This window comes from Chryseobacterium fluminis (assembly GCF_026314945.1).
GTDB lineage: Bacteria > Bacteroidota > Bacteroidia > Flavobacteriales > Weeksellaceae > Chryseobacterium > Chryseobacterium fluminis.
Window position 1 is genome coordinate 2288776 of sequence record NZ_CP111121.1, and the last position, 26781, is coordinate 2315556.

General features: G+C 38.1%; 24 protein-coding genes. 13 read left to right on the plus strand and 11 right to left on the minus strand.

Features of this window, described 5'->3' with window-relative positions:
* Positions 1-25: 25 nt before the first annotated feature.
* Complete coding sequence (locus tag ODZ84_RS10415; RefSeq protein ID WP_266176991.1) at positions 26-661, minus strand: peroxiredoxin; 636 nt, start codon at positions 659-661, stop codon at positions 26-28.
* A 101-nt stretch (positions 662-762) separates the two neighbouring features.
* Here ODZ84_RS10415 and ODZ84_RS10420 point away from each other — a divergent pair, with 101 nt between their 5' ends.
* Positions 763-1644, plus strand: coding sequence for a mechanosensitive ion channel family protein (locus ODZ84_RS10420; RefSeq protein WP_266176993.1), 882 nt, complete (start codon positions 763-765; stop codon positions 1642-1644).
* Between the two features lie 122 nt (positions 1645-1766).
* On the opposite strand, the gene sucC is transcribed toward ODZ84_RS10420, so the two are convergent.
* From sucC to ODZ84_RS10445, 5 genes are all read right to left on the minus strand, one after another.
* Positions 1767-2957 carry an ADP-forming succinate--CoA ligase subunit beta gene (gene sucC, locus ODZ84_RS10425; RefSeq protein WP_266176994.1) on the minus strand — a complete coding sequence of 397 codons (1191 nt, stop codon included), beginning with the start codon at positions 2955-2957 and terminating at the stop codon, positions 1767-1769.
* A 131-nt stretch (positions 2958-3088) separates the two neighbouring features.
* A complete protein-coding gene (locus ODZ84_RS10430) occupies positions 3089-4366 on the minus strand; it encodes a chloride channel protein (protein WP_266176995.1) in 1278 nt (425 codons plus the stop codon).
* Between the two features lie 201 nt (positions 4367-4567).
* Positions 4568-4954, minus strand: a complete 387-nt coding sequence (locus ODZ84_RS10435; RefSeq protein ID WP_266176996.1) for a DUF423 domain-containing protein — start codon at positions 4952-4954, stop codon at positions 4568-4570.
* A 1-nt stretch (position 4955) separates the two neighbouring features.
* Positions 4956-6026, minus strand: a complete 1071-nt coding sequence (locus ODZ84_RS10440; protein WP_266176997.1) for a hypothetical protein — start codon at positions 6024-6026, stop codon at positions 4956-4958.
* 166 nt (positions 6027-6192) lie between these two features.
* Complete coding sequence (locus ODZ84_RS10445; protein WP_266176999.1) at positions 6193-7521, minus strand: hydroxymethylglutaryl-CoA reductase, degradative; 1329 nt, start codon at positions 7519-7521, stop codon at positions 6193-6195.
* Between the two features lie 347 nt (positions 7522-7868).
* Here ODZ84_RS10445 and ODZ84_RS10450 point away from each other — a divergent pair, with 347 nt between their 5' ends.
* From ODZ84_RS10450 to gap, 6 genes are all read left to right on the plus strand, one after another.
* Positions 7869-9128, plus strand: a complete 1260-nt coding sequence (locus ODZ84_RS10450; protein ID WP_266177000.1) for a putative DNA modification/repair radical SAM protein — start codon at positions 7869-7871, stop codon at positions 9126-9128.
* 3 nt (positions 9129-9131) lie between these two features.
* Positions 9132-9560, plus strand: a complete 429-nt coding sequence (locus tag ODZ84_RS10455; protein ID WP_266177001.1) for a hypothetical protein — start codon at positions 9132-9134, stop codon at positions 9558-9560.
* 219 nt (positions 9561-9779) lie between these two features.
* Positions 9780-10538 carry a TIGR03915 family putative DNA repair protein gene (locus ODZ84_RS10460; RefSeq protein WP_266177002.1) on the plus strand — a complete coding sequence of 253 codons (759 nt, stop codon included), beginning with the start codon at positions 9780-9782 and terminating at the stop codon, positions 10536-10538.
* A 104-nt stretch (positions 10539-10642) separates the two neighbouring features.
* Positions 10643-11518, plus strand: coding sequence for a DUF4846 domain-containing protein (locus ODZ84_RS10465; protein ID WP_266177003.1), 876 nt, complete (start codon positions 10643-10645; stop codon positions 11516-11518).
* Positions 11519-11601: 83 nt separating this feature from the next.
* Positions 11602-12588: a 6-phosphofructokinase gene (pfkA, locus tag ODZ84_RS10470; protein WP_266177004.1), complete on the plus strand. Its 987-nt coding sequence runs from the start codon at positions 11602-11604 to the stop codon at positions 12586-12588.
* Between the two features lie 30 nt (positions 12589-12618).
* The gene (gene gap / locus ODZ84_RS10475) at positions 12619-13629 is read left to right on the plus strand and encodes a type I glyceraldehyde-3-phosphate dehydrogenase (RefSeq protein WP_266177005.1); all 1011 of its coding nucleotides are present in this window, start codon (positions 12619-12621) and stop codon (positions 13627-13629) included.
* Between the two features lie 75 nt (positions 13630-13704).
* Here the strand turns inward: gap and ODZ84_RS10480 are convergent, their stop codons facing one another.
* Entirely contained in the window at positions 13705-14412 is a 708-nt protein-coding gene (locus ODZ84_RS10480; RefSeq protein WP_266177006.1) for a hypothetical protein, read from the minus strand.
* Positions 14413-14926: 514 nt separating this feature from the next.
* On the opposite strand from ODZ84_RS10480, the gene ODZ84_RS10485 reads away from it, so the two are divergent.
* The 3 genes from ODZ84_RS10485 to recA all read left to right on the plus strand — a co-directional run bounded on the left by ODZ84_RS10485 (position 14927) and on the right by recA (position 18339).
* The gene (locus tag ODZ84_RS10485; RefSeq protein WP_266177007.1) at positions 14927-15700 is read left to right on the plus strand and encodes a response regulator transcription factor; all 774 of its coding nucleotides are present in this window, start codon (positions 14927-14929) and stop codon (positions 15698-15700) included.
* Between the two features lie 139 nt (positions 15701-15839).
* The gene (locus ODZ84_RS10490) at positions 15840-17036 is read left to right on the plus strand and encodes an oxygenase MpaB family protein (protein WP_266177008.1); all 1197 of its coding nucleotides are present in this window, start codon (positions 15840-15842) and stop codon (positions 17034-17036) included.
* Between the two features lie 295 nt (positions 17037-17331).
* On the plus strand, positions 17332-18339 hold the full coding sequence (gene recA, locus ODZ84_RS10495; RefSeq protein ID WP_266177009.1) for a recombinase RecA: 1008 nt from the start codon (positions 17332-17334) through the stop codon (positions 18337-18339).
* A gap of 58 nt (positions 18340-18397) precedes the next feature.
* On the opposite strand, the gene ODZ84_RS10500 is transcribed toward recA, so the two are convergent.
* Positions 18398-21289: an alpha/beta hydrolase family protein gene (locus tag ODZ84_RS10500; RefSeq protein ID WP_266177010.1), complete on the minus strand. Its 2892-nt coding sequence runs from the start codon at positions 21287-21289 to the stop codon at positions 18398-18400.
* A 271-nt stretch (positions 21290-21560) separates the two neighbouring features.
* Here ODZ84_RS10500 and htpG point away from each other — a divergent pair, with 271 nt between their 5' ends.
* The gene (htpG, locus tag ODZ84_RS10505) at positions 21561-23453 is read left to right on the plus strand and encodes a molecular chaperone HtpG (protein ID WP_266177011.1); all 1893 of its coding nucleotides are present in this window, start codon (positions 21561-21563) and stop codon (positions 23451-23453) included.
* A 20-nt stretch (positions 23454-23473) separates the two neighbouring features.
* Here htpG and ODZ84_RS10510 read toward each other — a convergent pair whose 3' ends face one another.
* Together ODZ84_RS10510 and ODZ84_RS10515 are read right to left on the minus strand one after the other, a co-directional pair.
* Positions 23474-23785 (minus strand): hypothetical protein, encoded by a 312-nt coding sequence (locus tag ODZ84_RS10510; RefSeq protein ID WP_266177012.1) that lies wholly within the window; start codon positions 23783-23785, stop codon positions 23474-23476.
* A gap of 90 nt (positions 23786-23875) precedes the next feature.
* The gene (locus ODZ84_RS10515) at positions 23876-24373 is read right to left on the minus strand and encodes a hypothetical protein (protein ID WP_266177014.1); all 498 of its coding nucleotides are present in this window, start codon (positions 24371-24373) and stop codon (positions 23876-23878) included.
* Between the two features lie 302 nt (positions 24374-24675).
* Between ODZ84_RS10515 and ODZ84_RS10520 the strand changes: the two genes are divergently transcribed.
* Positions 24676-25059 (plus strand): helix-turn-helix transcriptional regulator, encoded by a 384-nt coding sequence (locus ODZ84_RS10520; protein WP_266177015.1) that lies wholly within the window; start codon positions 24676-24678, stop codon positions 25057-25059.
* 426 nt (positions 25060-25485) lie between these two features.
* Here the strand turns inward: ODZ84_RS10520 and ODZ84_RS10525 are convergent, their stop codons facing one another.
* On the minus strand, positions 25486-25782 hold the full coding sequence (locus ODZ84_RS10525; protein ID WP_266177016.1) for an MGMT family protein: 297 nt from the start codon (positions 25780-25782) through the stop codon (positions 25486-25488).
* A 161-nt stretch (positions 25783-25943) separates the two neighbouring features.
* Here ODZ84_RS10525 and ODZ84_RS10530 point away from each other — a divergent pair, with 161 nt between their 5' ends.
* The gene (locus ODZ84_RS10530; protein WP_266177017.1) at positions 25944-26735 is read left to right on the plus strand and encodes a glucose 1-dehydrogenase; all 792 of its coding nucleotides are present in this window, start codon (positions 25944-25946) and stop codon (positions 26733-26735) included.
* Positions 26736-26781: the final 46 nt, after the last annotated feature.

The following is a 26781-nucleotide window of genomic DNA, read 5'->3' on the forward strand; positions in this document are numbered from 1 at the left end:
ACTAAACTATAAAAAATCAAATAAATCATGTATTAGGTTGAGGGGTATATCTCAGATAAGGCTTTATTTCAGTAACACCCTTTGGAAATATCTTTCTGGCATCTTCTGTAGAAATCGTTGGGGGAACGATGACGTCATCTCCATCCTTCCAGTTGACAGGCGTTGCTATTTTATGAGAATCTACTAACTGCAGAGAATCGAGTACTCTTAAAATTTCATCGAAATTTCTTCCTGTAGATGCGGGATACGTTATGATTAACCTCACTTTCTTTTCCGGATCTATAATGAGTAAAGACCGTACAGTGGCTGTCGCTGAGGCATTCGGATGAATAAAATCATACAGTTCCGAAACCTTTCTTCCTTTGTCCGCAATAATGGGAAACTGTACTTCTGTATTTTGAGTTTCATTAATATCTTTAATCCAGTTCTGATGGTCTTCTACTCCATCCACACTTAAGGCTATCACTTTTGTTCCCCTTTTCTCAAATTCGGATTTTAACTTTGAGGTATAGCCAAGTTCTGTAGTACAAACCGGTGTATAGTCTGCCGGATGTGAGAAAAGAATTCCCCATGAATTTCCTAAATAATGATAAAAATCAATATCACCTAAAGATGATTCAGCTTGAAAGTTCGGTGCGGTGTCTCCCAGTTTAATTGACATAATATTCTGCTTTGTTAGTCTACAAATTTAGTAGACTTTTTAATACTGGCAAAATTTTTGTTTAAAATTTTTTATATTTAATTAAAATAATTCTTAAGTTCATGCAAAAAAATGGTTTAAGCTACATCGATGTCGTCTATAGAGTCCTGGAAAACTGGTATATTAAATTTGCAGAACTTACTCCCAAATTAATCGTAGGGATTTTAGTATTCTCTTTTTTTCTGATCACGAGTAAATATTTAAGTTTATTCTCTGTTAAAATTTTCCACAAACTATTTCCCAAGAGTAAAAAAGAAAGCTCACTGGTCACTTTAATCAGTATTTTCAGGTTTGTCATCATGCTGATGGGCACATTCATAGCCTTGGAAATCATGGGATTCAGCGGTTTTCTGTGGAAATTTATAGGAAGTTTAGGAGTCGCAGGGGTTATTGCCGGTGTTGCCTTAAAAGATTTGGTATCCAGTATATTCTCCGGCATGCTGATTGGCATTGATAAAGCATTTAAGGTGGGGGATTATATTACCATCGGTACCCATTCAGGAACCGTACAGGAAATTGGTTTTTTAACAACCAAGATCATTACTGATGACGGGAAGAAAGCCTACATCCCCAATCAGGTTATTTTCAATGCTCCTTTCTATAATATAACGGCTTCACCTCAACGGAAGATTATTTTAAATTTTGAAATTCCGGCTGATGAGGATATTTACAAAGCTCAGCGGGGTGTTTCAGAGGTTATTAAAAATCTTGAAGATGTAGACCGATTAGATACTGCTGAGGTTATTTTCACAGATTTAAAACAGGGAACATTCAATCTGCAGGTAAAATTCTGGATGAAGGTTGGGGCTAATATGGTTCACTTAAAAAGTGATGCCTTGATGAAGATCAAAGCACGTCTTGACAGCGATGATATTCAGCTGGTAACGCCTACCAGTATCAATATTACAAATGGAGAAGGTTTCATTAACGAAAATCACGATTAAAATAAAGACTGCCTAAGAAGGCGGTTTTTTTTTTATGAGTTATACAGATCTATCCTTAATTTTCAAAAAAATAAACCGTTCCAAAAATGAAACGGTTTTTATTTTATATAAGAATTTCAGTATTATGCTAAAACTTCTTTTACTTTGTTGGCTGCTTCTTCTAAAGTAATTGCAGAATGTACAGGAAGACCTGAATCATCGATTAACTGCTTCGCTTCAACAGCATTTGTTCCCTGCAATCTTACGATTAACGGAACCGGAAGGCTTCCCATCGCTTTATAAGCGTCAACTACACCCTGAGCTACTCTGTCGCATCTTACGATACCCCCAAAGATATTGATCAGGATCGCCTTTACGTTTGGATCTCTAAGGATAATTCCGAAAGCAGTCTGTACTCTTTGAGCATCAGCAGTTCCACCCACGTCCAGGAAGTTGGCAGGGTTACCACCGGATAATTTAATGATATCCATGGTAGCCATTGCCAGACCTGCACCATTCACCATACAGGCAACGTTACCGTCCAGTTTTACGAAGTTAAGACCGGCTTCACCCGCTTCAACATCAATAGGATCTTCTTCTCTCGTATCTCTAAGCGCCTCAAGATCTTTGTGACGGAATAATGAGTTTCCATCCAAAGTTACTTTAGCATCTACAGCGATAATTTTATTATCAGAAGTTTTCAGCACAGGGTTGATTTCAAAAAGAGAGGCATCAATTCCTGTATATGCATTGTATAAAGAAGAGATAAATTTTACAAATTCTTTAAATGCATTTCCTTCAAGACCTAAATTGAAAGCAATTTTTCTGGCCTGGAAACCCTGAAGACCCAAAGCAGGATCGATCAGTTCATTGTGAATCAAATGAGGAGTTACCTCAGCAACGTGCTCGATATCCATTCCACCTTCAGTAGAATATACGATCGTATTTTTACCTTCAGCTCTGTCTAAAAGAATAGAAACATAAAATTCTTTAGTTTCTGTTTCTCCCGGATAATATACATCCTCTGCAACCAATACAGAATTTACCAATTTGCCTTCAGCAGAAGTCTGCGGAGTAATCAACTGCATTCCGATGATGTTCTGCGCGTTTTCTTTAAGTTTATCCATATTCGGAGAGAACTTAACACCGCCTCCTTTACCACGTCCGCCTGCGTGAATCTGTGCTTTTACAACCCATCCCTGAGCGCCGGTTTCAGCAGTTAGTTTTTCAGCAGCCGCTACCGCTTCGTCTACGTTATTTGCTACGTAACCACGTTGGATAGCTACTCCGTACTTTGATAAAATCTCTTTTGATTGATACTCGTGAAGATTCATATTATTTTTATTATTTTATTTTAAAATTTAAAGGTTGACAAATTTACTAAAAAGACACGGAAGTTCAAGTTTATTGACTCAAAATTTAAAGTACAGAGAACTTGTTTTTTAACATATCCTGCAAATTTGCTTTATTCCCCGGCTAATCTTTCAGATTGAGAACCGATAAACGGAATTTTGGGAGCCAGAAAATACCCTGTTAAGCTGGCAAAAAGGATCGGTACAAAGTAGGTAAACCCTGTTAATGTTCCCAAAATAATGGTGGTACTCATCGGGGTTCTGGTGACACATGCATTGATGGCAGCCATACAGCTTACGATTGCCAGAGTCGTATCAACTGCCGGAAATAGGTGGTGAATGATTAATCCCAAAGTGGTTCCTACAAAGAAAAGCGGAATGATAAAACCGCCTCTCCAGCCCGAAGTAACCGTAATGGCTATGGCTATCATTTTGAAAACCAGGATGAGAACAAGAAAGTTCAGTGCGAAATTTCCGTTAAGTAAATGATTAACTTCATTATGCCCAAAGTATCTTGTCAGTGGGAAGTAGAAAGCGATTATTCCTAAAATAATTCCGCCGGCTGATGTTTTAATGTAAATAGGGAATTTTCTGTATTCAAATATTCTTTTGAAAAATTTTACAACAAAAATAAAAATCCATCCAAATAAAGTTCCCACGATTCCGAAAGCCGTAGCATAGGCAAAATCGTAAACTCCTGTATAGTGATAAGCTTTCAGATCCCAGGTGGCTCCTATTCCCAAATGAATGATCAGCGCAAACATCAGATAACTGAAGCAACTTGCCACCAGGGCAGGGATAATTGCTTTGTAATATTCCACCGCATGTTTGTGATGGAGTATTTCAAGTGAAAAAAGACTTCCTCCCAACGGAGCTCCGAAAAGTGCGGTAAAACCGGATGCCATTCCTGCAATGCTCAAGGAGCGTAATTCTTCACCTTTGAGCCTGAAAATTTTCCCCAGCCACGTTCCTGTAGAACCTGTCACCTGAACTAAAGGTGCTTCCGGTCCCAAACTTCCTCCTGATGCTACACAGAAAAGAGATGACAGAATCATGGAAGGATTATTTTTCGGTTCCAGTTTTCCTTTATTAAACCTGATGTTATTGACAATTAAGTGAATTTCTCCGGGATCACCGATAAAGTGAATCACCAGTCCCGCCAGAAGACCTGATACGGCCATGGTAGGAATGACCATCCAGCCTTGAAACTGCGCTAGAAACTCAGTAAAGTGTTCAAGGACGATCCAGTACAGTCCGGCTATAATTCCACCGACCAGACCCGTGACAGCCCACATGAAAAAAGTCCGGCTGAATACAAACGGGTTAAATCTGATGGGCTGATCCAAAAGATTAAATGTTTTGATCAAACGTCTTCTTCTATTGATTTTCATTTTAATACATTTTTAAAATTACGATCATCATTCTGTATTAATTTCTGTTCCTGTTTAGTAAATAGTCTTGCAGAGAAACTATTCTTGTAAACGAAGGATTCCCAATCCGAATTGTACTTGTAACCCATCTGAATCAGGTTATGGCCACATCATGTTTTTTTATTAGACCGTGTTTTGACGCTCGCTTCGCTCGCGCTTCTTTTACATCCTGTTTTTAGCAAAATAAAAAATCAGCATTCCCCAGCTCAGGATCATCAGTAAACCTCCCAGTGGAGTAATGGGACCCAAAAACTTGAGATTGACCCCTAAATAATCCTGAAGACTCAGAAAATAAATGCTTACGGAGAACATAAAAGTTCCGATGATCATTAAAAGGGAAGTCCACTTTTCCGAAGGAGTTTCAAACTTCAGGATGTAGCCGACGATCAATAGAAAGAAGGCAGCATACATCTGATATCGCACTCCGGTTTCAAAGCTTTCCAGCCTTTCAACGGATAAAATTTTCTTTAAAGCGTGTGCGCCGAACGCTCCTAAAATTACGGACAGCATTCCGTAAACGGCACCAAAAATTAATGTAATTGTTTTCATTTTATAACTCTTCTAATTCTAGGGTTAAATATTTTTTTGTTTTATAATCCTGCCAGGTTCCAATGATTTTGCTTCCTTTCAAATCCGCTTCTATTAAGGCTCTTGGAACCCATTCTTTAAGTTCTTCGCTATGATAATCATCTTCGGTGATAGAAAAATGATTGTGAATAAACTCTCCTCTCCAGTTAATCGGTTTTTTATTCTTATCATACCAATAAGTGGCGGAAAAAGAATCGTCCTCATTAATTTCGTTAAACAAAACCGTAACAGGATATTTTCCGTCAATTTTTCCTTTGAACAGTTTATTCCCGGGTCCAGTCTGCTCTACCTTTTCCGAACCTGAAATCAGATTTTTACCATAAATACTCAGGTATTTTTCAAGTTCTTTATAGGTAAATTCAAGTTCATGACTTCCCAGATCGTCCAATGCCCTCATCGCATGGTTAGAACATCTGCCTGCCACAAAAGTAATTTTATCCTTACCAAAAAAATACCGGATACCCTTCAAAGTATGTTCTATGAAACAATCTTCATACATTGCAATTTGATCCTGAATCTCCTCTGATGGATTTTTTTCAGATTTTAATTTCAAAAGAAAGTCATTCACTCTTTTTTTTACTCTACTTTGAATCAAACCATTGACTGTTTTCCTGCTCTCTGCCTGAAATAAATCTTCAGCATTGATAAAATTTCCCGTCCTTAGATCAAAATTCTTCCAATCTTCAAATTCTTCAGGATAAGCTCCAGAAGCTTCACCATGAATACCCATTGTTAAGATATTTTTAGACGTTTCCAGTTTCTCCCAATCATAGAAGTAAACATAGTTGGAATAAGAATTGGTTGCGGTAGAGGCCAGTTTAAAAGGATTTCCACCAGAATTCGGAATATATTCCAGTTCTTTCACCTGCAGAAATGTATTGATCTTATCGGCAATTGCTGGATTTCCTGCATAAGTAACCACAGGAAATACAAAGTTTTCAGATTTTGGCGGCAGGTTATTTATTTTCACTTCTTTCTGCTGCGAAAAGCCTAACCCTGAAATCAGTAAGAAAAATACAATACTTTTTTTCACTATTTTGATTTTAAGTACATTAAAATGAACTTAGCAACCAACGTAGAGATTCCCAAAATGATAAACAGGTTGGAAAATCTTTTGGAACTCCTGAATCCGGGATGCTCAGTTTTTTTTAAAAAGAATCCGAAAATCAGAAATACGATGGGAATAATAATCTGCAGCATCAGTTTCCTCTCAAACGGTTAAATTCATTGATCACTTCGTGGTGGGTCACCGTTTTATCTTTAAAATAAGTGACAAAATGCTGTTTTTCCTCTTCTGTTGCACCCATTTGGTTCAGGATATTCAGCAAATGCATTTTCATATGTCCTTTCTGGATTCCCGTGGTTATCAGAGAGCGTAGTGCTCCGAAATTCTGAGCCAGTCCTGAAACCGCCAGAATACTCATTAATTCCTGAGCAGACGGTTTCCCCAGCAGTGCCAGTGAAAATTTTACCAACGGATGGAGATTCGTCAGCCCTCCCACGACTCCCACTGATATCGGAAGATCGATCCAGAATCTGAATATTCCGTTGTCTGTAGTGCAGTGCGTCAGTGAAGCATATTTCCCGTCTCTGGCCGCATAGGCGTGTGCACAGGCTTCTGTGGCCCTGAAATCGTTTCCGGTTGCAATTACCACAGCGTCTACCCCATTCATGATGCCTTTATTGTGAGTAGTAGCACGGAAAGGCTCGATCTCCGCAATGGTTACTGCCTGTTTGAATTTTCTTGCAAATTCTTCGTTGGAAATACCACTGTCATCTTTCAGATCTTCTATGTTACATGAAACCTCAGCCCTTACAATACAGTCCGGAGTGAAATTGGAAAGAATGTTCATGACGATCTGCAGAGAATTCTTTTCATCCTGCGTGAAATTTTCATCGATTGCCACTTCCTGTTTTAACGTTTTCCCAAACTGTTCCAGGCAGGAATTGATAAAATTGGCACCCATGGAATCCACCGTATCAAAACTTGCCTTAAGCTGGTAATAATTGGGCATTTCGGACGTTTTATCCACTAATTTGATATCTAAAATCCCGCCGCCGCGATTTCTCATATTCGCCGTAATATCGTTAGTAGCTTCGATTAACTTTTTCTTTAAGTTAAAATTAAAAAAGTGAAGCAGTTTATGAGATTCGACATTGAAAATAAAATGGGTATGACCCAGTTTCTCATTATTGATGATGGTTGTTTTAAAACCGCCTTTATCGATCCAGAATTTCGCTGCTTTTGAAGCGGCAGCTACTACGGAACTCTCTTCCACAGCCATCGGAAGCGCAAATAGCTTTCCGTCAATCAGGAAATTCGGAGCAATTCCGTAAGGCATATAGAAATTGGAAATTGTATTTTCAGAAAATTCATCATGAAGCTTCTGCAAATCAGCATTATCGTTCCAGTATTGATTTAAAATATTCTGATATTCGGAGTTACCTTCGAGATATTCGTTTACGAGCCAATCGATTTTCCCCTGTTTTGTCAATTTGGAAAAACCTTCAACGGGTTTATGATTCATAGGATTTATTATTTCTATTGCGCTGATTGCATTTTTTTAAGACTTAACGCATAAATTAATGACCGTAAATATACTAATTTTGTGTCTTTCATCTGTGGATAACTTTACTGAAAAGATATTGACATTTATCAATTTTAGAACTAGATTTGAAAAAGAAAATTAGAATTAAAAACCGTAAAATGATGTTTTTTTAAACATCTATTACGTTGTTAAAAAAAAACTACATTAAAACATTGTTGGTTGAAAATTTCCGGTTTTGTTTTTGTATATTCTTACTTTGTTTTGACGATGCTGAATCTGACGACAGATGTTTGTACCTCTGAATTTTTATAAAAAATAAATAATGTATGAATTTTGACCGCCTGAAAGAAAAACTTGAAATTCTTGCTGATGCTGCGAAATATGATGTTTCGTGCTCATCCAGCGGGGGTTCCAGAAAGAATAAAAAAGGCGCTTTGGGAGACAGCTCTGCAAGCGGGATCTGTCATACCTATACAGAGGACGGACGATGTGTTTCGCTTCTGAAAATTCTATTGACCAATCATTGTATTTACGACTGCGCATACTGTGTTTCCCGAAGTTCAAATGATATCAAAAGAGCAGCATTCACTGTGGAAGAAGTTGTAGATTTAACCATCAATTTTTACCGAAGAAATTATATTGAAGGTTTATTTTTAAGTTCCGGGATATTCAAAAATGCAGATACCACCATGGAACGTCTGGTCCGTGTAGCGAAAAAACTCCGTCTTGAAGAAAATTTCAACGGATACATCCATTTAAAATCGATTCCCGGAGCCAGTGATGAGCTGATGCAGGAAGCGGCCTTATATGCAGACCGGTTATCCATTAATCTTGAAATTCCTACCGAAAGCGGACTGAAATTGTTGGCGCCTGAAAAAAACAGACAGGACATGCTCAATCCGATGAAATATATTCAGAATGGAATTGCCCAGTATAAAGATGAAAAGAAAATTTTCAGAAAAACACCAAAATTTGCTCCGGCAGGGCAATCTACACAGATGATTGTGGGAGCGACCAATGAAAATGATTTACAGATCATAAAAGTGGCAGATCATTTTTATAAAAATTTTAATCTGAAAAGGGTATATTATTCCGGCTATGTTCCGGTTTTAGAGGACAAAAGATTACCGTCCCTAACTACTGAAGTGCCGATGCTTCGTGAAAACAGGCTATATCAGTCGGATTGGCTGATGCGTTTTTACGGCTTTAAAGCGGAAGAAATTCTGGATCCTACGATGCCTTTCCTGGATCTGGAAGTTGATCCGAAACTGAGTTGGGCGTTGCGAAACCTGGACCAATTTCCCGTGAATCTTCAGACTGCCGATTACCAGATGATTTTAAGAATTCCGGGCATTGGTGTGAAAACGGCGAAAAAAATTGTCAGTGCAAGACGTTTCCAGGTTTTGAATATCGACCATTTAAAAAAATTGGGTGCCGCAGTAAACCGGGCAAAATATTTTATAGATTTTAATGCCGGCAATGCCTACCTTAAGTTTTTAACGGATCAGAATCTGAAGAAGTTACTGATCGGAGGAAGCTCTTCAAAGTTTCATAATCAGTTTTCACAGCAGTTGACTTTATTTTAAAGGATGAGAACTAAAAAAGCCCGGAGTTATGATGACCAAAAAATAAAAGATATTGAAAAAGCTGCTTCAAAATTTCGCCAGTCATTCATGTCTAATTCCAAATGGATCAGATTGATCGAAACAATAGTCGACCATGCTGATGAATTCAAAAAAATTCAGTTTAAAAAAATTCAGAATGACCGTATCGGAGAACTTTATCTCACCCATGAAAGTACTTTTGAATTTGATTATTGGCAGACCGGTTTTGAAGGAAACAGTTCTTTCGGGGGATGGCTGGAATACAGAGAAATAGAATATCTTATTTTTCCAAAAATTATTAATTCCGATCGCGTTCAGGATCTGGAAAGCATCAAATTAATCATCGAAAAAACAGGCATGTTTCACTGTGAAACTGATGAGAAGGAGATTAAACTGATCTGCTACAAAGAATAACGTTTATGATTATCATAAAACAAACGGTTACCGCTGAAAATCCAAATAACAGATTTTCTTATTAATAACATCCACGGCACATCATTAAATACAAAAACGTATAAATAAATACTTCTCAAATTATTACATTATTACATTGTTATATTGTTATATTGTTATATTGTTAAATTATCAGATTATCAGATTATTAAAATCATCAACCCTCTATATTAAAAAATCATGACCACCCTACTCTACGACGGCAGTTTCGACGGATTTTTCACTGCTATATTTGAAGTTTTCGAATACCGGTATCAGGAGGTGGAAATTGCAAGCCGGGAGAGATTCCATCAGGAAAATATTTTTGCTGAAATTCATGAGGTGATCACGCAGAATGATAAATCCGAAAGAGTTCTGAATAAATTGGAGAAGAATATCGGGAAGCCCGGAATTCATGACCTGCTTAAAGTCTTTTTATCGGAAGATCCCGGACTGGAACAGCTCATTCTGTCGGCTGTACGGCAGTCTGTAAAATATCCTGAAGAAAATATTCTGCAAAATTACGCTGACAGTGATATTTTGAAAATCGCAAAATTATGCAAATCCGTCAGTCGCGAAAGACACCGGATGACGGCCTTCGTTCGTTTTGAAAAAATGCAGGATGAGGTATTTTTTGCTAAAATTGACCCCGACTTCAATGTTCTTCCATTAATCCGGAAACATTTTAAAGACCGTTATCAGGATCAGAAGTGGATGATTTATGATCTGAAAAGAAATTACGGACTCTTTTATGATCTGCAAGATTGTGACTTCTTTTATCCGGATGAAAAATTAGACCTCAACAAGTATCAGCAGAAATTCCACGATCAGGAAACACAATACCAGACGCTTTGGCAACGGTATTTTACGAAGACCAATATTGTAGAAAGAAAGAATATGAAACTGCACATCCAGCATGTCCCGAGGAGATACTGGAAATATCTCACAGAAAAACATTAGCTTTCTGATCGATCTGGCTGAGTTCTTTTTCTTATTCAACAATTCCACCAATGAATATCTTAAATCCCGGAGGAATATGTATTATTGTAAAAACATCAGACACCATGAAAAAAATAATATTTCTATCCGTTTTAGCAATAATTACAGGCTGCAGCAAAGAAAAATCCGGGAACACGTATCTATCAGAATCTGCTGAGCAAAAAGATTTGAATCATGAAAATTCTGTGAAAATTCATCAGGGCAAAAATACAGTCAGAGAAAGGTTTTCGCCACCAAAAGGGTATCGCTGGGTTGAAGAGCAGCCCGGTTCCTTCGGATATTTTATTGAAAATTTCAAGCTGAAACCTTATGGAAGCCCGATTCTGAAATATGACGGAAATCCCATTGCTACCCAAAATCTTCATGAAGCCGTTTTTGATATTGATACAGGAAATAAAGACCTTCAGCAATGCGCTGACGCCGTGATCCGTCTGCGGGCAGAATATTTATTTAGAGCTCAAAAACCTGATGCTGTAAAATTTCATTTCACCAGCGGGCACCTCGTTTCATGGAATGATTATAAAAGCGGAATACGGGCTTTTGTCAGCGGAAATTCTGTAAGTTTCAGAAAGACCGCTGCTGCTGACGGCTCGTACGAAAATTTCAGGAAGTATCTGGATCTGATTTTCAATTACGCAGGTACGATTTCATTATATTCAGAAACAGTCCGTGTTACGAAAAATTCATATTTGAAAACCGGTGATATTTTAATCACTCCCGGAAGTCCCGGCCATGTGGTTTTTATTGCCGGAGTCTGCGAAAATAAAGAAGGCAAAAGACTGTTTCTGCTGAGCGAGGGCTTCACCCCAGCTCAATCGATTCACCTGTTATCCAATCCTTTTGAAAAAAACATCTCACCATGGTATGATCTGGATGTAAATTCTCAGGAAACCAAAACAGCGAGGTACATTTTTAAACCAACAAATTTTAGACATTTTTAATCATTTATATTCAAAACTCTTATCATGTTACTGCGATTATCTGAACTTGTTTTTGTAGATTTGTGTTCGAAATTTTTTACTAGATGAAAGAGAGTGCGGTAAAGAAAATTGCAGTTCTTACCTCCGGAGGCGATTCTCCGGGTATGAATGCAGCATTAAGAGCGGTAGTGCGAACTGCAAATTATTATAATATCGAATGTTACGGAGTAAGAGAAGGCTACAATGGGCTTATCAACAATGATTTCCTGAAAATGGGGCCTCGTTCCGTAAAAAATATAATCAATCAGGGCGGAACCATTCTGAAATCTGCCAGATCCATGGAATTTAAAACTAAAGAAGGTCGCCAGAAGGCTTACGACAACTGCGTAAAGCTTGGCATAGACGGTTTGGTTTGTATCGGTGGAGACGGAACTTTCACGGGGGCTAAGATCTTTAATGAAGAATTCGGAATCCGAGTTATCGGAGTACCCGGAACCATTGATAATGATATTTTCGGAACCGATAATACCATCGGATACGATACTGCTTTGAATACGGCCATGGAAGCTATCGACAAAATCCGTGACACGGCAACTTCTCACAACAGAGTTTTCTTTGTAGAGGTTATGGGTCGTGATGCCGGTTTTATTGCTTTAAACAGCGGACTGGCAACCGGAGCTCTGGACATTTTAATTCCTGAACGTAAAGACAGCATTGATGAGCTTTTTGCCAATTTCAGAAATGCTGAAAAAACCGGAAAAGCGTCAAGTATCGTCGTGGTGGCGGAAGGAGAAAAGCTGGCCAATATTTATGAGCTGGCCGAAAAAACGAAAAAGGAGTTTCCTGATTATGACATTCGTGTTGCCATTTTAGGCCATATCCAGAGAGGAGGTTCTCCGAGCTGTGCTGACAGAGTCTTAGCCAGCAGGCTGGGTTATGGTGCAGTAACAGGATTAATGGAAGGACAGACTAACGTGATGGCTGGTATGCGTTCCAATGATATGGTGTATACACCTATTGAAGAAGCCATTAAAAAACATAATGAAATCAATAAGGATCTTTTATTGATCTCAGAAATCTTAGCAATCTAATATTTTTAATATAATTTAAAACAAACTATTATGTCAACAATTAAAGTAGGTATCAACGGGTTTGGTAGAATTGGACGTCTTGTTTTCAGAGCAATGACTGAAAGAGATAACATCGAAGTAGTAGGAATTAATGACCTTATCGATGCTACATACATGGCTTACATGTTAAAATATGACTCTGTACACGGAATTTTCCCGGGTGAAGTTTCTGTAGAAGGAAATGACCTTGTGGTAAACGGAAAAAGAATCAGAGTGACGGCAGAAAGAGACCCGAACAACCTTAAATGGAACGAGATCGGAGCTGATTATATCGTAGAATCTACAGGTCTTTTCTTATCTAAAGACTCTGCTCAGGCTCATATCAATGCAGGTGCTAAGAAAGTGATCCTTTCTGCTCCTTCTAAAGATGACACACCAATGTTTGTAATGGGGGTAAACCATACCGAACTTACGGACGATGTAAAAATCTTATCCAATGCTTCTTGTACAACCAACTGCTTAGCTCCTTTGGCTAAAGTGATTCACGATAACTTCGGAATCGTAGAAGGTCTGATGACTACGGTACACGCTACAACAGCCACTCAGAAGACAGTGGACGGTCCTTCCATGAAAGACTGGAGAGGCGGAAGAGCTGCTCTGAACAACATCATCCCTTCTTCTACAGGTGCTGCGAAAGCGGTAGGAAAAGTAATCCCATCATTAAACGGAAAGTTAACAGGTATGTCTTTCAGAGTACCAACCGTTGACGTTTCTGTAGTAGATTTAACCGTGAGATTAGAAAAAGCAACTTCTTACGAGGAGATCTGTGCTGCTATTAAAGCTGCTTCTGAAGGTGAATTGAAGGGGATTCTTGGATATACTGAAGATGCGGTAGTTTCTCAGGATTTCATCGGAGATAAGAGAACTTCAATCTTTGATAAGGATGCGGGTATTATGCTTTCACCTAACTTTGTAAAACTGGTTTCTTGGTATGACAATGAAATGGGTTATTCGAACAAGTTAGTAGATATGCTGATCCATTCTGCTTCTTTATCTAACTAATATTAAAGTATTTCGCTTTACATAAAAAAACCTTCCGTCCGGAAGGTTTTTTTATTTTCAATATAATGAAATACTTTATAAAAAGGCTTTTTCATAGCTGTTAATAATATCTGTCCAGATTTTCTGATCACTTTTTTCAATATACTGCAGGGCATTATGAGAGGCAAGTCCTTCTCTGAACGCTACCCTTTCGTTACTGAAGTTATCAGCATTTAACCTAATCATGCTTCCGGCAAAAACCCGGTCATAGGGATTATTAAAATTATACCATCTTTTAAGATTCAGTTTTTGAACAGGTATAAAATCCGGAAGCCTCTGAACACCGAGCTGACTGCCCGCTGTAATTAAAGTAATATCTTTATAAATTTGTCCGTTATTTTCCGAAAGAAAAAGATCATAACATATCAATGAGCCCAAACTGTGAGCATAAATGACATGGCAACCTGTATTCTGAATTTCTTTTTTCAGAAATTCCCTTAAATTCATTCTTAATTCCGGGTATCGGAAAAACTCCACTACCATATCCAGATAATCATCCTTAAAACTTTCTACTCCTTTCATCCGGTTGCTTTCATAAAGAAAAACGTTTTTCAGAAATTTCCAGTAATCTGTTATTGTAGCTTCCTGTTTTTCAAAATAGTGATCGAAAACAGGAAAACTTATATTGGTATTCGTCACTTTACGTTCTATTGCTGCTTTCCATTCCTGTTTCCAGTCTTTTCGAGATCCTGGATTGTCTTTACCTCCGATACCATGGAGACATAATACATTTAGTTTATTCATGGTTATATTTTATTAATCAGTTAAATTCCTGACTGCACTTTGTGTTATAAACATTTTACAGTAACAGAAATTTTGTTAACTGATGATCACTTTTCAGACAAAGGTGAAAAATTTCAGGATACGAAAACATAACCCTTTTGTGTAATTTTCGGATGAGAACAGGCGATCGGAAATCTGCAGACAAAAAAGCCTCCCGATCACGAGAGGCTATAGTTTATCATTTTCAAACAACTAAAAAGAAAAAGGTAAACTATTACTGTTTATGTAAAATTATTACGGAGAAGTACATACCATCTCCTTTTATAATTATTTAATATACCTATAGTTAAAAATTTATTGATTTAAAAACAGAAGATAGGGCGATATCGGCTACAAAAATTAAACAGCTGATGAAAGTTAAGTTTTCACGGTTATCAGATGTGCAAAGTTTCAAATTTTATCAAAGCAAAAAAATCCCCCTTTTGTGGTATTTTCTCTGGTTAATTTTGCTACTTTTAACGTCAAAACAAGTTTAATGAAAGATGTAGAGAAGAAACATCCTTTGATAGAAGTCTGGGACACCTATCCCGGCGTCCGGCAAAACGGAAAAAAAGATCTTAGTATCCCTCCTATTGAACGTATCATCGGTGAAATGTTCGCGATTGGTGAATATTACTATTATGTTCTCAATCTTACCAACAGTACCCTGTCTTATCATCATGAAAATATTTTAAAACTGCATGGTTTAAAAAAATATCCTGAAAACCTGAAAGAAGTGATTGATCTTACCCACCCGGATGATATTGAATTTGTCATGAAAGCCGAACAGACCGTTATCCAAAAAATGATGGAAATAGGCTTACAGCATCAGCTGTATACAAAATCAAGTTACTGTTTCCGAATGAAAACAGCCGGTGGAAAATATGAATTATTTCATCATCAGGCTATTCCGACCATGGAAGATGAAAACGGACAACTGATACAGTCTATAAATATTCATACCAATATTAACCATATTACCAAGGAAAATCCCCGTACCGTTCTGATATCAGGGATAGGGCACAGAAAAGATTTTCACCAGGTTAAGCTCGACCGTACCCTTGATGATGAACTGATGGAAAACCTTTCCAACCGGGAAACTGAAATTCTATCATTGATTGCCAAAGGATATTCAGGACCTGAAATAGCGAAAATGCTTATTTTATCAGAACATACGGTACGTACACACCGGAAAAACATTCTGAGAAAGACCAGGTCCAGAAACAGCAAAGAACTTCTTAAAAAGGCTTTTGAAAACGGACTGATATAATCATCATCCTGACTTTGATACAGTAAATATTTTATTAAAATCGGGATGACATCATAATGGTGATCCTGGACTACGGTTAAAATTAAACTGATAAATCTCACAGCGGAATTTCGGCTCAAAACTTGTATTTTTATCTATAATGGAAAGAGCCAGTTTACAGCCACGTTTTAAGGATTCACAGCATTTTAGAGATTTCTGGACAAAAGGCAACGGAAGACATCTGATTGAGTTTTCGGGTGCACAGGTGAATTTTAATGACTTTGAAAAATTCTCACCCTATTTTTATCACATCGATCAGGTGGGTGATGAGGTTGTGAAAGATGTATATTTCAACAAAAAATATGCGGAAGCTTCAAGAGAAATCGAAAATTATATCCGAAATGGTGTCCGGGAAGACGATGAGGTCTGGGACAGTGTAAAAAATCTCTTTTTACAGACTCAGCATGTTCCCGACTGGCTGGATTACGGTCTTTTAAAAAGTGGGGCAGAATTATGCATGAGGAGTAACCTTGACTCTTTAATTTCGCTCCGGGATTACTGCCTGATGGGAGGTTATGATTACGCCTACCTCAACAAACCTCTTATTGTCACCGAAGCACTGAAGAAAGGAGCCGTGAAAAGGCTTTCCGAAACACTGGACTTTTGGGTTAACGTGACAAGGTACGATGCCCTGGAAATCCATAAGAAAGGTTATGAATTCGCCATAAAGACCCGTCTGATCCATTCTTATGCAAGACTTTCCATCAAGAAACATTATAAAGACTGGGATACCGAAAACTGGGGCGAACCTATCAATTCATGGGATATGATGGCTACTTATATAGGCTTCAGTCTGGTTTTTCTTCACAGTCTGAAAAAACTGGGAAATACTTTTTCCATAGAAGAAGAAAAAGGGCTTTTCCATCTCTGGAAGTATGTAGGATATCTTTTGGGAATTCCTCAAAATTTACTGCCTAACGATAAAAAACAGGCTACAGAATATTTTTATTTGTGGACTTCTGTACAGCCTTCGTCAGATAAAGATTCTGTTTTACTTGCACATTCTCTCCTGAATGAATCTTTGGAAAACCCTATTTTAAAATATTCTTTTCAGAGAAAAAATTTAAGGTACCTGCACCTGTGCTGTACATGGTATCTGCTGGACGATGAAGTCTGCCGGAGACTGCAGATCCCGGATGTGAAAAACAAAAAGCTTTTTCCGAAAACAAAGTGGCTCATTAATAAAGTGTATGATCGCCTGGTGAGCCGTGAGGCCAGAATCCGGAAGGGAAATAAAGACCAGATGAAAGTTCTGGGAGATTATCTCAGCATCACAAAGAATTCAAATTTTCATTAGTTTTCCAAACCCGAAAAAGGATAACTTCCCCATCCACTGGCAAAAGAACTCTATTCTAGAACATATCCTAAAACAGATATATAATTAAGCGAAGCCGCATGGAAAGGGCATTGCCCTGATCGTCATTCACAGCTATAATAATGGCATTTAAGTACATCTGTCACAGCTTTGTCCGCTAATGCGATCTCACCGAAAATTTTATCATTTTTTAACTATAAAATCAGCTCTTAAAAGCAAATAATATTAGTTTTTAAGTGTAAATTTTTGTAAATTTGATTAATTATTTAAAAGACAGATGAGTAATACTGATGATAAGAAAAAAGCACTGGCACTGGTGCTTGACAAGCTAGATAAAACATACGGAAAAGGAACAGTAATGACTTTAGGGGATGACGCTGTAGACAATACCATTGAAGTTATTCCTTCCGGATCTTTAGGATTGGACATCGCTCTTGGAGTGGGTGGATATCCCAGAGGCAGAATTATCGAAATCTACGGCCCTGAATCTTCAGGGAAAACCACTTTAACACTTCACGCAATCGCAGAAGCTCAAAAAGCGGGAGGTATTGCTGCATTCATCGATGCAGAACATGCTTTCGACAGAGGCTATGCAGGGAAACTGGGAATCGATTTGGAAAACCTTATTATTTCTCAGCCGGATAACGGTGAACAGGCACTGGAAATTGCCGACAACCTGATCCGTTCAGGGGCTATCGACATTGTTGTTATTGACTCTGTAGCTGCCCTTACCCCAAAAGCGGAGATTGAAGGCGAAATGGGAGACTCTAAGATGGGTCTTCACGCAAGACTGATGTCACAGGCATTGAGAAAACTGACGGCTACGATTTCCAGAACCAAATGTACGGTTATCTTCATCAACCAGTTGAGAGAGAAAATCGGAGTTATGTTTGGAAACCCTGAAACGACAACCGGAGGTAATGCGCTGAAGTTCTACGCTTCTGTAAGAGTAGACATCAGAAAAGCAAGTGCTCCTATTAAAAACGGAGATGAAGCTGTAGGAAGCCGTGTAAAAGTGAAAATTGTAAAAAACAAAGTAGCCCCACCTTTCAAACAGGCAGAATTCGACATTATGTACGGAGAAGGCGTGTCTAAGACAGGAGAAATTCTTGATCAGGCTGTAGAGCAGGCAATTGTTAAGAAAAGCGGCTCATGGTTCAGCTATGAAGAGACAAAGCTCGGACAGGGACGTGATGCGGTAAAAGATGTGTTAAAAGACAATCCTGAACTTTCTGAAGAATTGGAAAACAAAATCAAGGATGCCATTGCTAATAAAAAGCAATAATATTTGAAACATATTAACAGAATCGGCGAAGCTAAGCTTCGCCGATTTTTGTTTTTCACTAAGGTTGGTCATCCGTTAGCTCAAAACCCCAGTCTATTCCCTTCTGTGTGGCAGGAACCCCTCTGGTCATCCAGGCCGGAGCTTTAGCACCTTTAAGATAATAATCAAAGAACTGCTGTTCCCGGATCTGTATATCTTTTCTGTTCTGGCGCTTCATCAGGTTGTGATCATCCCCGTTATAATTCAGAAGCCAGGCCGGTTTCCCGAGACGGCGCAGTGCGGTAAACATTTCAATACCCTGATACCATGGCACTGCCCCATCCTTATCATTACTCATAATAACAACCGGAGTTTTTACTTTATCGATCATAAACAGCGGTGAATTCTTAATATACAGATCCGGTGCTTCCCACAGGTTTTTCCCTAACCTGCTCTGCGACTTTTCATACTGAAACTGTCGGTTCATCCCCGAAGTCCATCTGATTCCTCCGTATGCAGAAGTCATATTTACGACCGGAGCTCCACTCCACGCAGCGGCATACATATCGGTATGAGCAATAAGATAGGCTACCTGATAACCACCCCAGCTTTGTCCCTGAATTCCTATTTTGGCACCATCTACCCATGTATTCTGTTTCAGCTTTTCTACACCCGAATTAATATACTCCATTGCCGATTCCCCGGGAAGGCCGTCGGTATAGGAAATATCCGGTGTGAAAACCAGGTATCCGTTACTCACAAAGTAAGAAATATTTAATCGTGAGGGCGTGGGGGCCGGAGCTACATACCTGTTCAGATTATCAGAAAGTTTTTCGTAGAAATAAACGATCATCGGATATTTTTTGTCAGGATTAAAATTTTCCGGCTTGTATAAAACTCCTGTGGACGAATTTCCTTTTGGCGTTGTCCAGTTTATCAACTCATTGGTTCCCCAATTATAATGATTTTGTTGCGGATTGGTATTGCTTAGCTTATCCTGACGGGAGAAATCTGATGTTGTAAAAATATTCGGAGAAGCAGTATAGGATTCTTTAACCAAAATATATTCTTCCGCATTTTTTGCTTTCTGAAGACTCCGGTATCCCCAGACATTTTCCATCTGAATTTTTTTGGGATCCTCTTTCGAATGAACTGAGGTTTTAAAAATTCCGTTTGCTTTGGTCGTATTATCAAAGGCTGACAGATAAAGAGAAGTTTTCCGGTTTATACTTTTAACATCTTTATCCAGATCGTAGGTATCAAATGTTATTTTATTTTTACGTCCGAATCCGTTCGTTATATTTCTTGGTTTTTTTGAGCCGTTCAGGAAAAACTCCCAAAGATCAAACCGGTCTTTAATAATGACAGATTCATCGTTATCCGTCCAGGATGCGATTCCATAAGGATCCGGAAAGTCGGGCATATCAAATTCCTCGTCCACGAAAGAAAACGGTACTTCTGTATTAAGAGGAAGGGTCTGTTGTGTTTTCACGTTATAGCTGAACCATTTTCCTTTTTCCCTGTCAAAAATCACCGCGAATTTACCTAACGGGGAGACCGTTACCGAACCATTCAGATTCCGTATGATCTCTGTCCTTTCTCCTGTTTTATGATCAATAAGGTAATAGGTTTTCTTCACCGAGCCTTCCCACTGCGAGGAGATCCGGTTATGTAAACTGGTAATCCCCAGCGTAAATTCAGCATTTCCATCGTTTACCAATCGTAAAGTATCCAGATCTTCGCCCTCAATATTTCTGAAGAAATCCGGCTTTTCTGTCTGCATTACTGCTGCATAGGATTTTTTCAGATCATTTTTCAGTTCTTTCAACTGTACGGTCTGCAGATAATCATCTTTATAATTCCAGATATCTACAACGGCATGATCGTTTGCAATCATCGCCGTATCTTTTGCAACAGGTTTGGGAGCCACACCAAAATACAGCTGTTTCCCGTTCTTGCTGAATACAGGTAAACGGTTTTCGGAAATGACCCAATTTTTTTTCATTGCCGCATGGTCACCGGCTACCGTTTGCTTTTTATCAGTTTTAAAATTAAAATAATACAACTGATACTCTTTCACCAGATCATTCTGCGCAGAAGAAGTTCCTACAAATGCAAGCTGATTACCTTCTTCATCAAAAGACAGCTGTAAAAAATCACCCTCCATTTCCGAAATTTTATTAACGGCACCTGTCTGCAGGTTGACTACCTGTACCGACTCAAGCGGATATTTTTTAGGCTTTGATGGGTCAACAGCCTTTTTATCCGCAGTTTTATCATCTGCTGAATCCTTCTTTTCTTTTGTATCCTTATTTTTCTCTTCAGGCTTCTTAGTGACAAAAACGAGTTGCTTCCCGTTCTTACTGAATTCATAGCGGGATACATTTTCCCAAACCGTACTCTTCCCAGTGATCAGATTCCGTATTACCAACTGTAAGGGTTTGGCATTTTTATCATCTTCTGCCTTTCCGTCTCCATCTTTATCAGAAGAATCAACAGAAGATTTATCTTTTAGATTTTCCAGAAGATAGGCAACATAGGAACCTCCTTTCTCAGGAATTTTAAAACCTTTGACATTAGGAATTTTTTCTGTCCTGCCACTCAAAAAATCCACGATCGCCAGGCTGTCTTTTGTGAGTTTATTCTGTTTCAGTTTTTTATCCTTTACCGCTTTTATATCTTTGTATAATGGGCGGATCTGAAAAATGCCAAACCTGGAATCGTGGGTAAATTCCATTTTCGCCGCTCTCGGAAACTTTCTGGAGTTTTTACTCTTTACCGAATATAAAAAAAGATCGGAATTTCCCTCCTGAACATCCACTGCGTAAGCAATCCATTTCCCGTCATTTGAGATTTTCCTGGCCCCTATATTTTGCCAGCTGTCGTAAACAGAATGGTCTAAAGGCTTTTTCTGTGCATCCATAAAACACGTCATGATGAGCAGAATAAATACTGTACATTTCAACTTCATTATTAAATAATTTAGGGCTTAAAAGTAAGGCATTTCATTGACAAATTTGTAATGCAGTCGTGTTTTTTGCCTGAAGATGAGACTGAAAGATCAATATTACATGGCACGCTTGGGGGGCAACTTTCTCCATTCAGGTATTACTTCAAACAAAACCAAATGCAGAATTTTCTGCTTGAATTTCCTGTGTCCACCAAAAAATGTCAAAATGTCACTTTTCGTCAAACGGTATTTTTTTTGAGTTAATGGTAGGAAATTAAAAACAAAAATTATTATGACTAAAGGAAATATTAACGTATCAGTGGAAAATATTTTCCCGCTTATCAAAAAATTTCTTTACAGTGACCATGAAATATTCCTGAGAGAACTGATATCCAATGCAACGGATGCTACCTTAAAACTAAAGCACTTAACAAGTATCGGAGAGGCTAAGGTAGATTACGGAAATCCAAAGCTTGAAGTAAAAATTGATAAAGAGAACAAAACCCTTCATATTATTGATCAGGGAATCGGAATGACGGCTGAAGAGGTTGAAAAATATATCAACCAGGTCGCTTTTTCAGGGGCTGAAGAATTTCTGGAAAAATACAAGGATTCTGCTAAAGATTCGGGAATTATAGGCCACTTCGGTCTAGGATTTTATTCGGCATTCATGGTGGCTGAAAAAGTTGAGATCGTAACAAAATCGTACAAAGAGGAGCCGGCAGTCCGCTGGATCTGCGACGGAAGTCCTGAATTTACGTTGGAAGAAACATCGGATAAGACCGAAAGGGGAACTGAAATTATCCTTCACATTGCAGAAGATTCTACTGAGTTCTTAGAAGAAGGAAGGATCCGTGAGTTATTGCTGAAATATAATAAATTCATGCCTGTTCCTATTAAATTCGGAACAAAAACCCATACGCTTCCTTTACCTGAAGATGCTCCCGAAGATGCTGTCGCAGAGACTGAAGAGGTAGACAACATCATCAACAACCCTACTCCGGCATGGACGATTGCTCCCAGCGAACTGACCAGTGAGGATTATATGAAATTCTACCACGAACTGTATCCTATGCAGTTTGAAGAGCCTTTATTCAATATTCACCTTAATGTAGATTATCCGTTCAATTTAACCGGAGTTCTATTCTTCCCGAAACTGAACAACAGCTTAAATATTGATAAAGATAAAATACAGTTATACCAGAATCAGGTTTTTGTAACTGATGAAGTGAAGGGAATCGTTCCTGACTTCTTAATGCTGCTTCGCGGTGTCATTGACTCTCCGGATATTCCTTTGAATGTATCCCGTTCTTATTTGCAGGCTGATGGTGCGGTGAAGAAAATTTCTTCCTATATCACTAAAAAAGTAGCCGACAAAATGTCTTCATTAATCAATGAAAACCGTGAAGATTACGAGAAAAAATGGAATGACATCAAAGTTGTGATTGAATATGGAATCGTAACTGAAGAAAAATTTGCTGAAAAATCAGACAAATTTACGCTTTACCCGACGACTGACGGAAAATACTTCCTATGGAGCGAACTGGAAGAAAAGATTAAGCCTAACCAGACCGATAAAGACGGAAATACGATCGTTCTTTATGCATCAAATGCTGATGAGCAACACAGCTATATTCAATCGGCGAAAGATAAAGGGTATGAAGTTCTGCTTTTAGATTCTCCGATCATTTCTCACGTTATCCAGAAACTGGAAACATCAAAAGATAAAATTTCTTTTGTAAGAGTAGATGCGGATCATGTGAATAATCTGATTAAAAAGGATGAACCTGTCATTTCAAAATTAAATGACACTGAAAAAGAGTCGCTGAAAAAAAATGTTGAAGAAACGATCAGTGATTCCAAATTCACCGTTCAGCTGGAAGATCTGGACAGTTCTGATGCTCCTTTTACGATCACCCAGCCTGAATTCATGAGAAGAATGAAAGAAATGCAGGCTACAGGCGGCGGCGGAATGTTCGGAATGGGCGGTTTTCCTGAAATGTACAACCTGGTAGTGAACTCCAACAGCGAATTGGCCAATCAGATTCTGAAAACTGAGGACACTGAAGAAAAGCAGGGTTTAATAAAATATGCTCTGGATCTTGCCAAACTCTCACAGAATTTACTGAAAGGAAAAGAGCTTACGGACTTTATCCAAAGAAGTTATAAACAACTGGAGAAATAAAGAGAAACGGTGTAGATAATCTACACCGTTTCTTTTTTGTTGTTTTTCTTCCATTGTAAGATGAGACCTATCAAGAATACTACCAGAACAATGAGCTGTATATAGAAATATTTGTCGTCTTTATCAAATGCCTGAACAGCACCTAATATCATTAAAAAAACATAGGATATAATTTCATTCTTCCTTTTTTGCTTCCATGCTAAAACTGAGAAAACAATGAGAGCAGCAAAATAAATAATTTGAAAAATAATTCTGGAAGTATCATCTTTAACAAATATTGGAGCAATAAAAAGTATTCCTAATATTATTATATAAATATATACATTTTTCATATTTAAAGGTACGTTTTTCTATTTGTAGTTTTTTAATTCTATAATTAAGATCGAAACAGTACTAGTAGCTAGCACTGTTTCGCTTCTAGGTTATCCGTGCATACATGTATGATAATCTGCTTCAGCATCGGCATTACAGGCTATCATAACTGCAGTAGCTGCTGCACCAGCAAGGACCGCTCCGGCACCAAATGATATTGCTCCACCAACAACCGCCACGGTCATACTCATTGCATAATTACGCATACATCTTCTGCTTGCCGTTGCAAATTTAGTCTGGCAATCTGCTTTAAGAACAGTCCCTAGCTGATTCAGCTGAGCATCAATTTCTTCTGTGACAAGCATATGTCTTTCTTCTTTACTATACTTGGAATAGAACTCCGAATTGTTCTTAATAAAAAAGTTTGCATTCGATTCCTGTTCCTGATATAACGCAATAAACTGATCTATATTTTTAACATTAGCATTTTTGTAAAGTAATTTAAGATCATCAATGGTTTTCACTTTTTCCAGCCCTGCTTGAATCATTGAAAAATTAGCACCTTTTTCCTGATTCAGCAAATCCTTAATCTTGGTTTCAATAATCAATTGATTTTTAATGTAACCTGATAAAGTGTTGAGATCGGAAGTTAAATAGTTTTCTGTTGCTTTTTTGTTCTGATCATTTTGGGCAGATAACTCCTCATTGTTGTTACAGGATTGTACAACCAGTAGGAAAAGTATTCCTACAATAGATAATTGCTATTTCATTTTTTTGTTTTTTACGTTTGGTAAAAGTATACAACAGATATATCACCCCACTTAGAATTTTTTTGTATCTTTTTTGCATTTTTTATGTACACAGGTTGTAGACCTGTTTCTTTTTTATATTTTTGTAAAAAAACGCTGATATGCAAAAAGAAAAATTACGTATTGCCAGAAAAAGAAAGGGATATACGCAGCAGCAGATCGCCGATGTGATCGCTACGGACGTTTCCAATTACAGCAGAAAAGAAAGTGGTGATGTCAAGATCATCAGAGATGAATGGGAGAAAATAGCCCACTTTTTAAACCTCCCCCTGGAGGAAATTTACGAGGAAGAAGAAGCTAAAGTTATTGTTAATAATGACCATCCGGTATATAATGATAATGCCTCTTCATCATCAGGGATCACGACGCAATTTAACAATATTTCAATGTCTGTTATTCAGAGTCTTCAGGACTATATTTCCCTGTTAAAGCAGGAAATCGACAGACTGAATGAAGAGTTAAAAACATTAAAAAGTAAAAAATAACAACAGATCGGGATGAATGTATCATCCCGGTTTTTTTACATCTTATCTTCCTTTCAATTCGGAAGAACTTCAATATACCCTCATCAGGAAAATCGAATCATGTTATCTGTAATTAATCAATCTATACCGGTTTTATTCCGGATAGGGTACTGTCTTTATTATTTTGGATCCAACACTTAAATTATATCAGTTCTACACTTGCTTTATAAAAGATCACCTAAGTTTTTAAAACTGAAGTGATCTTAATTTCTAATATCAACTTAATACCAGGCGTTAATCGTGTACTTATTCTGCCGAAATGATTTTTTAAGGCATCAAATTTCCTGACGGATGTAAAAATCCAGAAATAAACGGTCATCTGACCTGAATCATTGGAAATTTTACAGCTGTGAAAACAGAAATCTGAGAATTTCCAGAAAGCTGAATCTACAACTCATTCAGAGGGTCCCAAAATATTTTTTTAAAGTTCTTAATTCTGAGATTTTCCACTACAATACCTTCAGCCTCCAGTTTTTTCCGGAACTCGGGAACAGATAACGTTCCTGAACCTGAAATGACACGGTGGGCAGGAACATCTTCCGGGCAGCCTCCCATCGCTTTTCCGACATGGCGGGCATGATTCGGGTATCCTACGGCTTTTGCAATAGCTCCGTAGCTCGTTACTTTACCTTTGGGGATTAATCTTGTAATTTCCCAAACCTGCTGTTTAAAAATCTCGTCCATTTCTAAAAATTAATACCATTTAAAAGTAAGAAATAAATGGGTCTGGTAAAATATTTCAGATGAAGATTCATCTGTATGATCTCATTTCTCACATTCCTTACCATACATCAAGACAGGTCCCGTTTATATGTTTTAACTTTATCATACTAAATTAACAAACTATGGCAAATTTAAAAGGAAAAGTGATTATTGTAACCGGAGCAGCCATGGGGCTGGGATTGGCAGCAGCAGAAGTTCTGGCCGCCAAAGGCGCCGATCTCAGCCTGGTAGATTATAATGATGAGGCTTTACACAAAACGAAAGAGGAGTTACAGAAAAAATTTCCGGAAACTAAATTTGTGACTGTTGCAGCGGATGTTTCCGTGGAAGAACATGTAAAAAAGTATGTGGATGAAACGGTAAAAGTGTTCGGAAAAGTTGACGGTCTTTACAACAATGCAGGAATTGAAGGCAAGCAGGCCCCAATGATTGACTACGACATTGATGTTTTCAAAAAAGTAATTGATATTAATCTTCTCGGGGTGTATTACGGAATGAAATACGTAATTCCCGAGTTACAGAAAAACAGAGGCGGAAGAATTGTAAATGTAGCTTCTGTAGGAGGCATCCGCGGAGTTATCAACCAGACTGCCTATGTAGCTACAAAGCATGCCGTAGCCGGAATGACAAAAAACGCAGCCCTGGAATACGGGAAGGATAATATTCTCACCAATGCCATTGCTCCCGGTGCCATTCTGACCCCAATGGTTGCAGAAGCTTTCAGACAGGTAAATCCTGAAGATCCTAAGGCTGCTGAAAACGAATATGCATCCCGAAACCCAACGAGAAAATTAGGTAATCCTACCGATGTGGGAAATCTGGTTGCTTATCTGCTGAGTGACGAAAACGGATATGTTTCCGGACAGATCATCGCAATCGACGGCGGGGAATCCAATATGTACGGAAATCCGTAGATCAGAAAATAATAGAATTTAATTTTTGTTAGTGCTGAGATTGCCT

Bases quoted from the DNA above. Each gene is read 5' to 3' on its own strand.
- ODZ84_RS10500 (WP_266177010.1), bottom strand. From the start codon at position 21,289: ATGAAGTTGAAATGTACAGTATTTATTCTGCTCATCATGACGTGTTTT.
- ODZ84_RS10510 (WP_266177012.1), bottom strand. From the start codon at position 23,785: ATGAAAAATGTATATATTTATATAATAATATTAGGAATACTTTTTATT.
- pfkA (WP_266177004.1), top strand. From the start codon at position 11,602: ATGAAAGAGAGTGCGGTAAAGAAAATTGCAGTTCTTACCTCCGGAGGC.
- ODZ84_RS10465 (WP_266177003.1), top strand. From the start codon at position 10,643: ATGAAAAAAATAATATTTCTATCCGTTTTAGCAATAATTACAGGCTGC.
- ODZ84_RS10450 (WP_266177000.1), top strand. From the start codon at position 7,869: ATGAATTTTGACCGCCTGAAAGAAAAACTTGAAATTCTTGCTGATGCT.
- ODZ84_RS10490 (WP_266177008.1), top strand. From the start codon at position 15,840: ATGGAAAGAGCCAGTTTACAGCCACGTTTTAAGGATTCACAGCATTTT.
- ODZ84_RS10525 (WP_266177016.1), bottom strand. From the start codon at position 25,782: ATGGACGAGATTTTTAAACAGCAGGTTTGGGAAATTACAAGATTAATC.
- ODZ84_RS10435 (WP_266176996.1), bottom strand. From the start codon at position 4,954: ATGAAAACAATTACATTAATTTTTGGTGCCGTTTACGGAATGCTGTCC.
- ODZ84_RS10485 (WP_266177007.1), top strand. From the start codon at position 14,927: ATGAAAGATGTAGAGAAGAAACATCCTTTGATAGAAGTCTGGGACACC.
- ODZ84_RS10415 (WP_266176991.1), bottom strand. From the start codon at position 661: ATGTCAATTAAACTGGGAGACACCGCACCGAACTTTCAAGCTGAATCA.
- sucC (WP_266176994.1), bottom strand. From the start codon at position 2,957: ATGAATCTTCACGAGTATCAATCAAAAGAGATTTTATCAAAGTACGGA.
- ODZ84_RS10420 (WP_266176993.1), top strand. From the start codon at position 763: ATGCAAAAAAATGGTTTAAGCTACATCGATGTCGTCTATAGAGTCCTG.
- ODZ84_RS10430 (WP_266176995.1), bottom strand. From the start codon at position 4,366: ATGAAAATCAATAGAAGAAGACGTTTGATCAAAACATTTAATCTTTTG.
- recA (WP_266177009.1), top strand. From the start codon at position 17,332: ATGAGTAATACTGATGATAAGAAAAAAGCACTGGCACTGGTGCTTGAC.
- htpG (WP_266177011.1), top strand. From the start codon at position 21,561: ATGACTAAAGGAAATATTAACGTATCAGTGGAAAATATTTTCCCGCTT.
- ODZ84_RS10455 (WP_266177001.1), top strand. From the start codon at position 9,132: ATGAGAACTAAAAAAGCCCGGAGTTATGATGACCAAAAAATAAAAGAT.
- ODZ84_RS10530 (WP_266177017.1), top strand. From the start codon at position 25,944: ATGGCAAATTTAAAAGGAAAAGTGATTATTGTAACCGGAGCAGCCATG.
- ODZ84_RS10520 (WP_266177015.1), top strand. From the start codon at position 24,676: ATGCAAAAAGAAAAATTACGTATTGCCAGAAAAAGAAAGGGATATACG.
- ODZ84_RS10445 (WP_266176999.1), bottom strand. From the start codon at position 7,521: ATGAATCATAAACCCGTTGAAGGTTTTTCCAAATTGACAAAACAGGGG.
- ODZ84_RS10480 (WP_266177006.1), bottom strand. From the start codon at position 14,412: ATGAATAAACTAAATGTATTATGTCTCCATGGTATCGGAGGTAAAGAC.
- gap (WP_266177005.1), top strand. From the start codon at position 12,619: ATGTCAACAATTAAAGTAGGTATCAACGGGTTTGGTAGAATTGGACGT.
- ODZ84_RS10460 (WP_266177002.1), top strand. From the start codon at position 9,780: ATGACCACCCTACTCTACGACGGCAGTTTCGACGGATTTTTCACTGCT.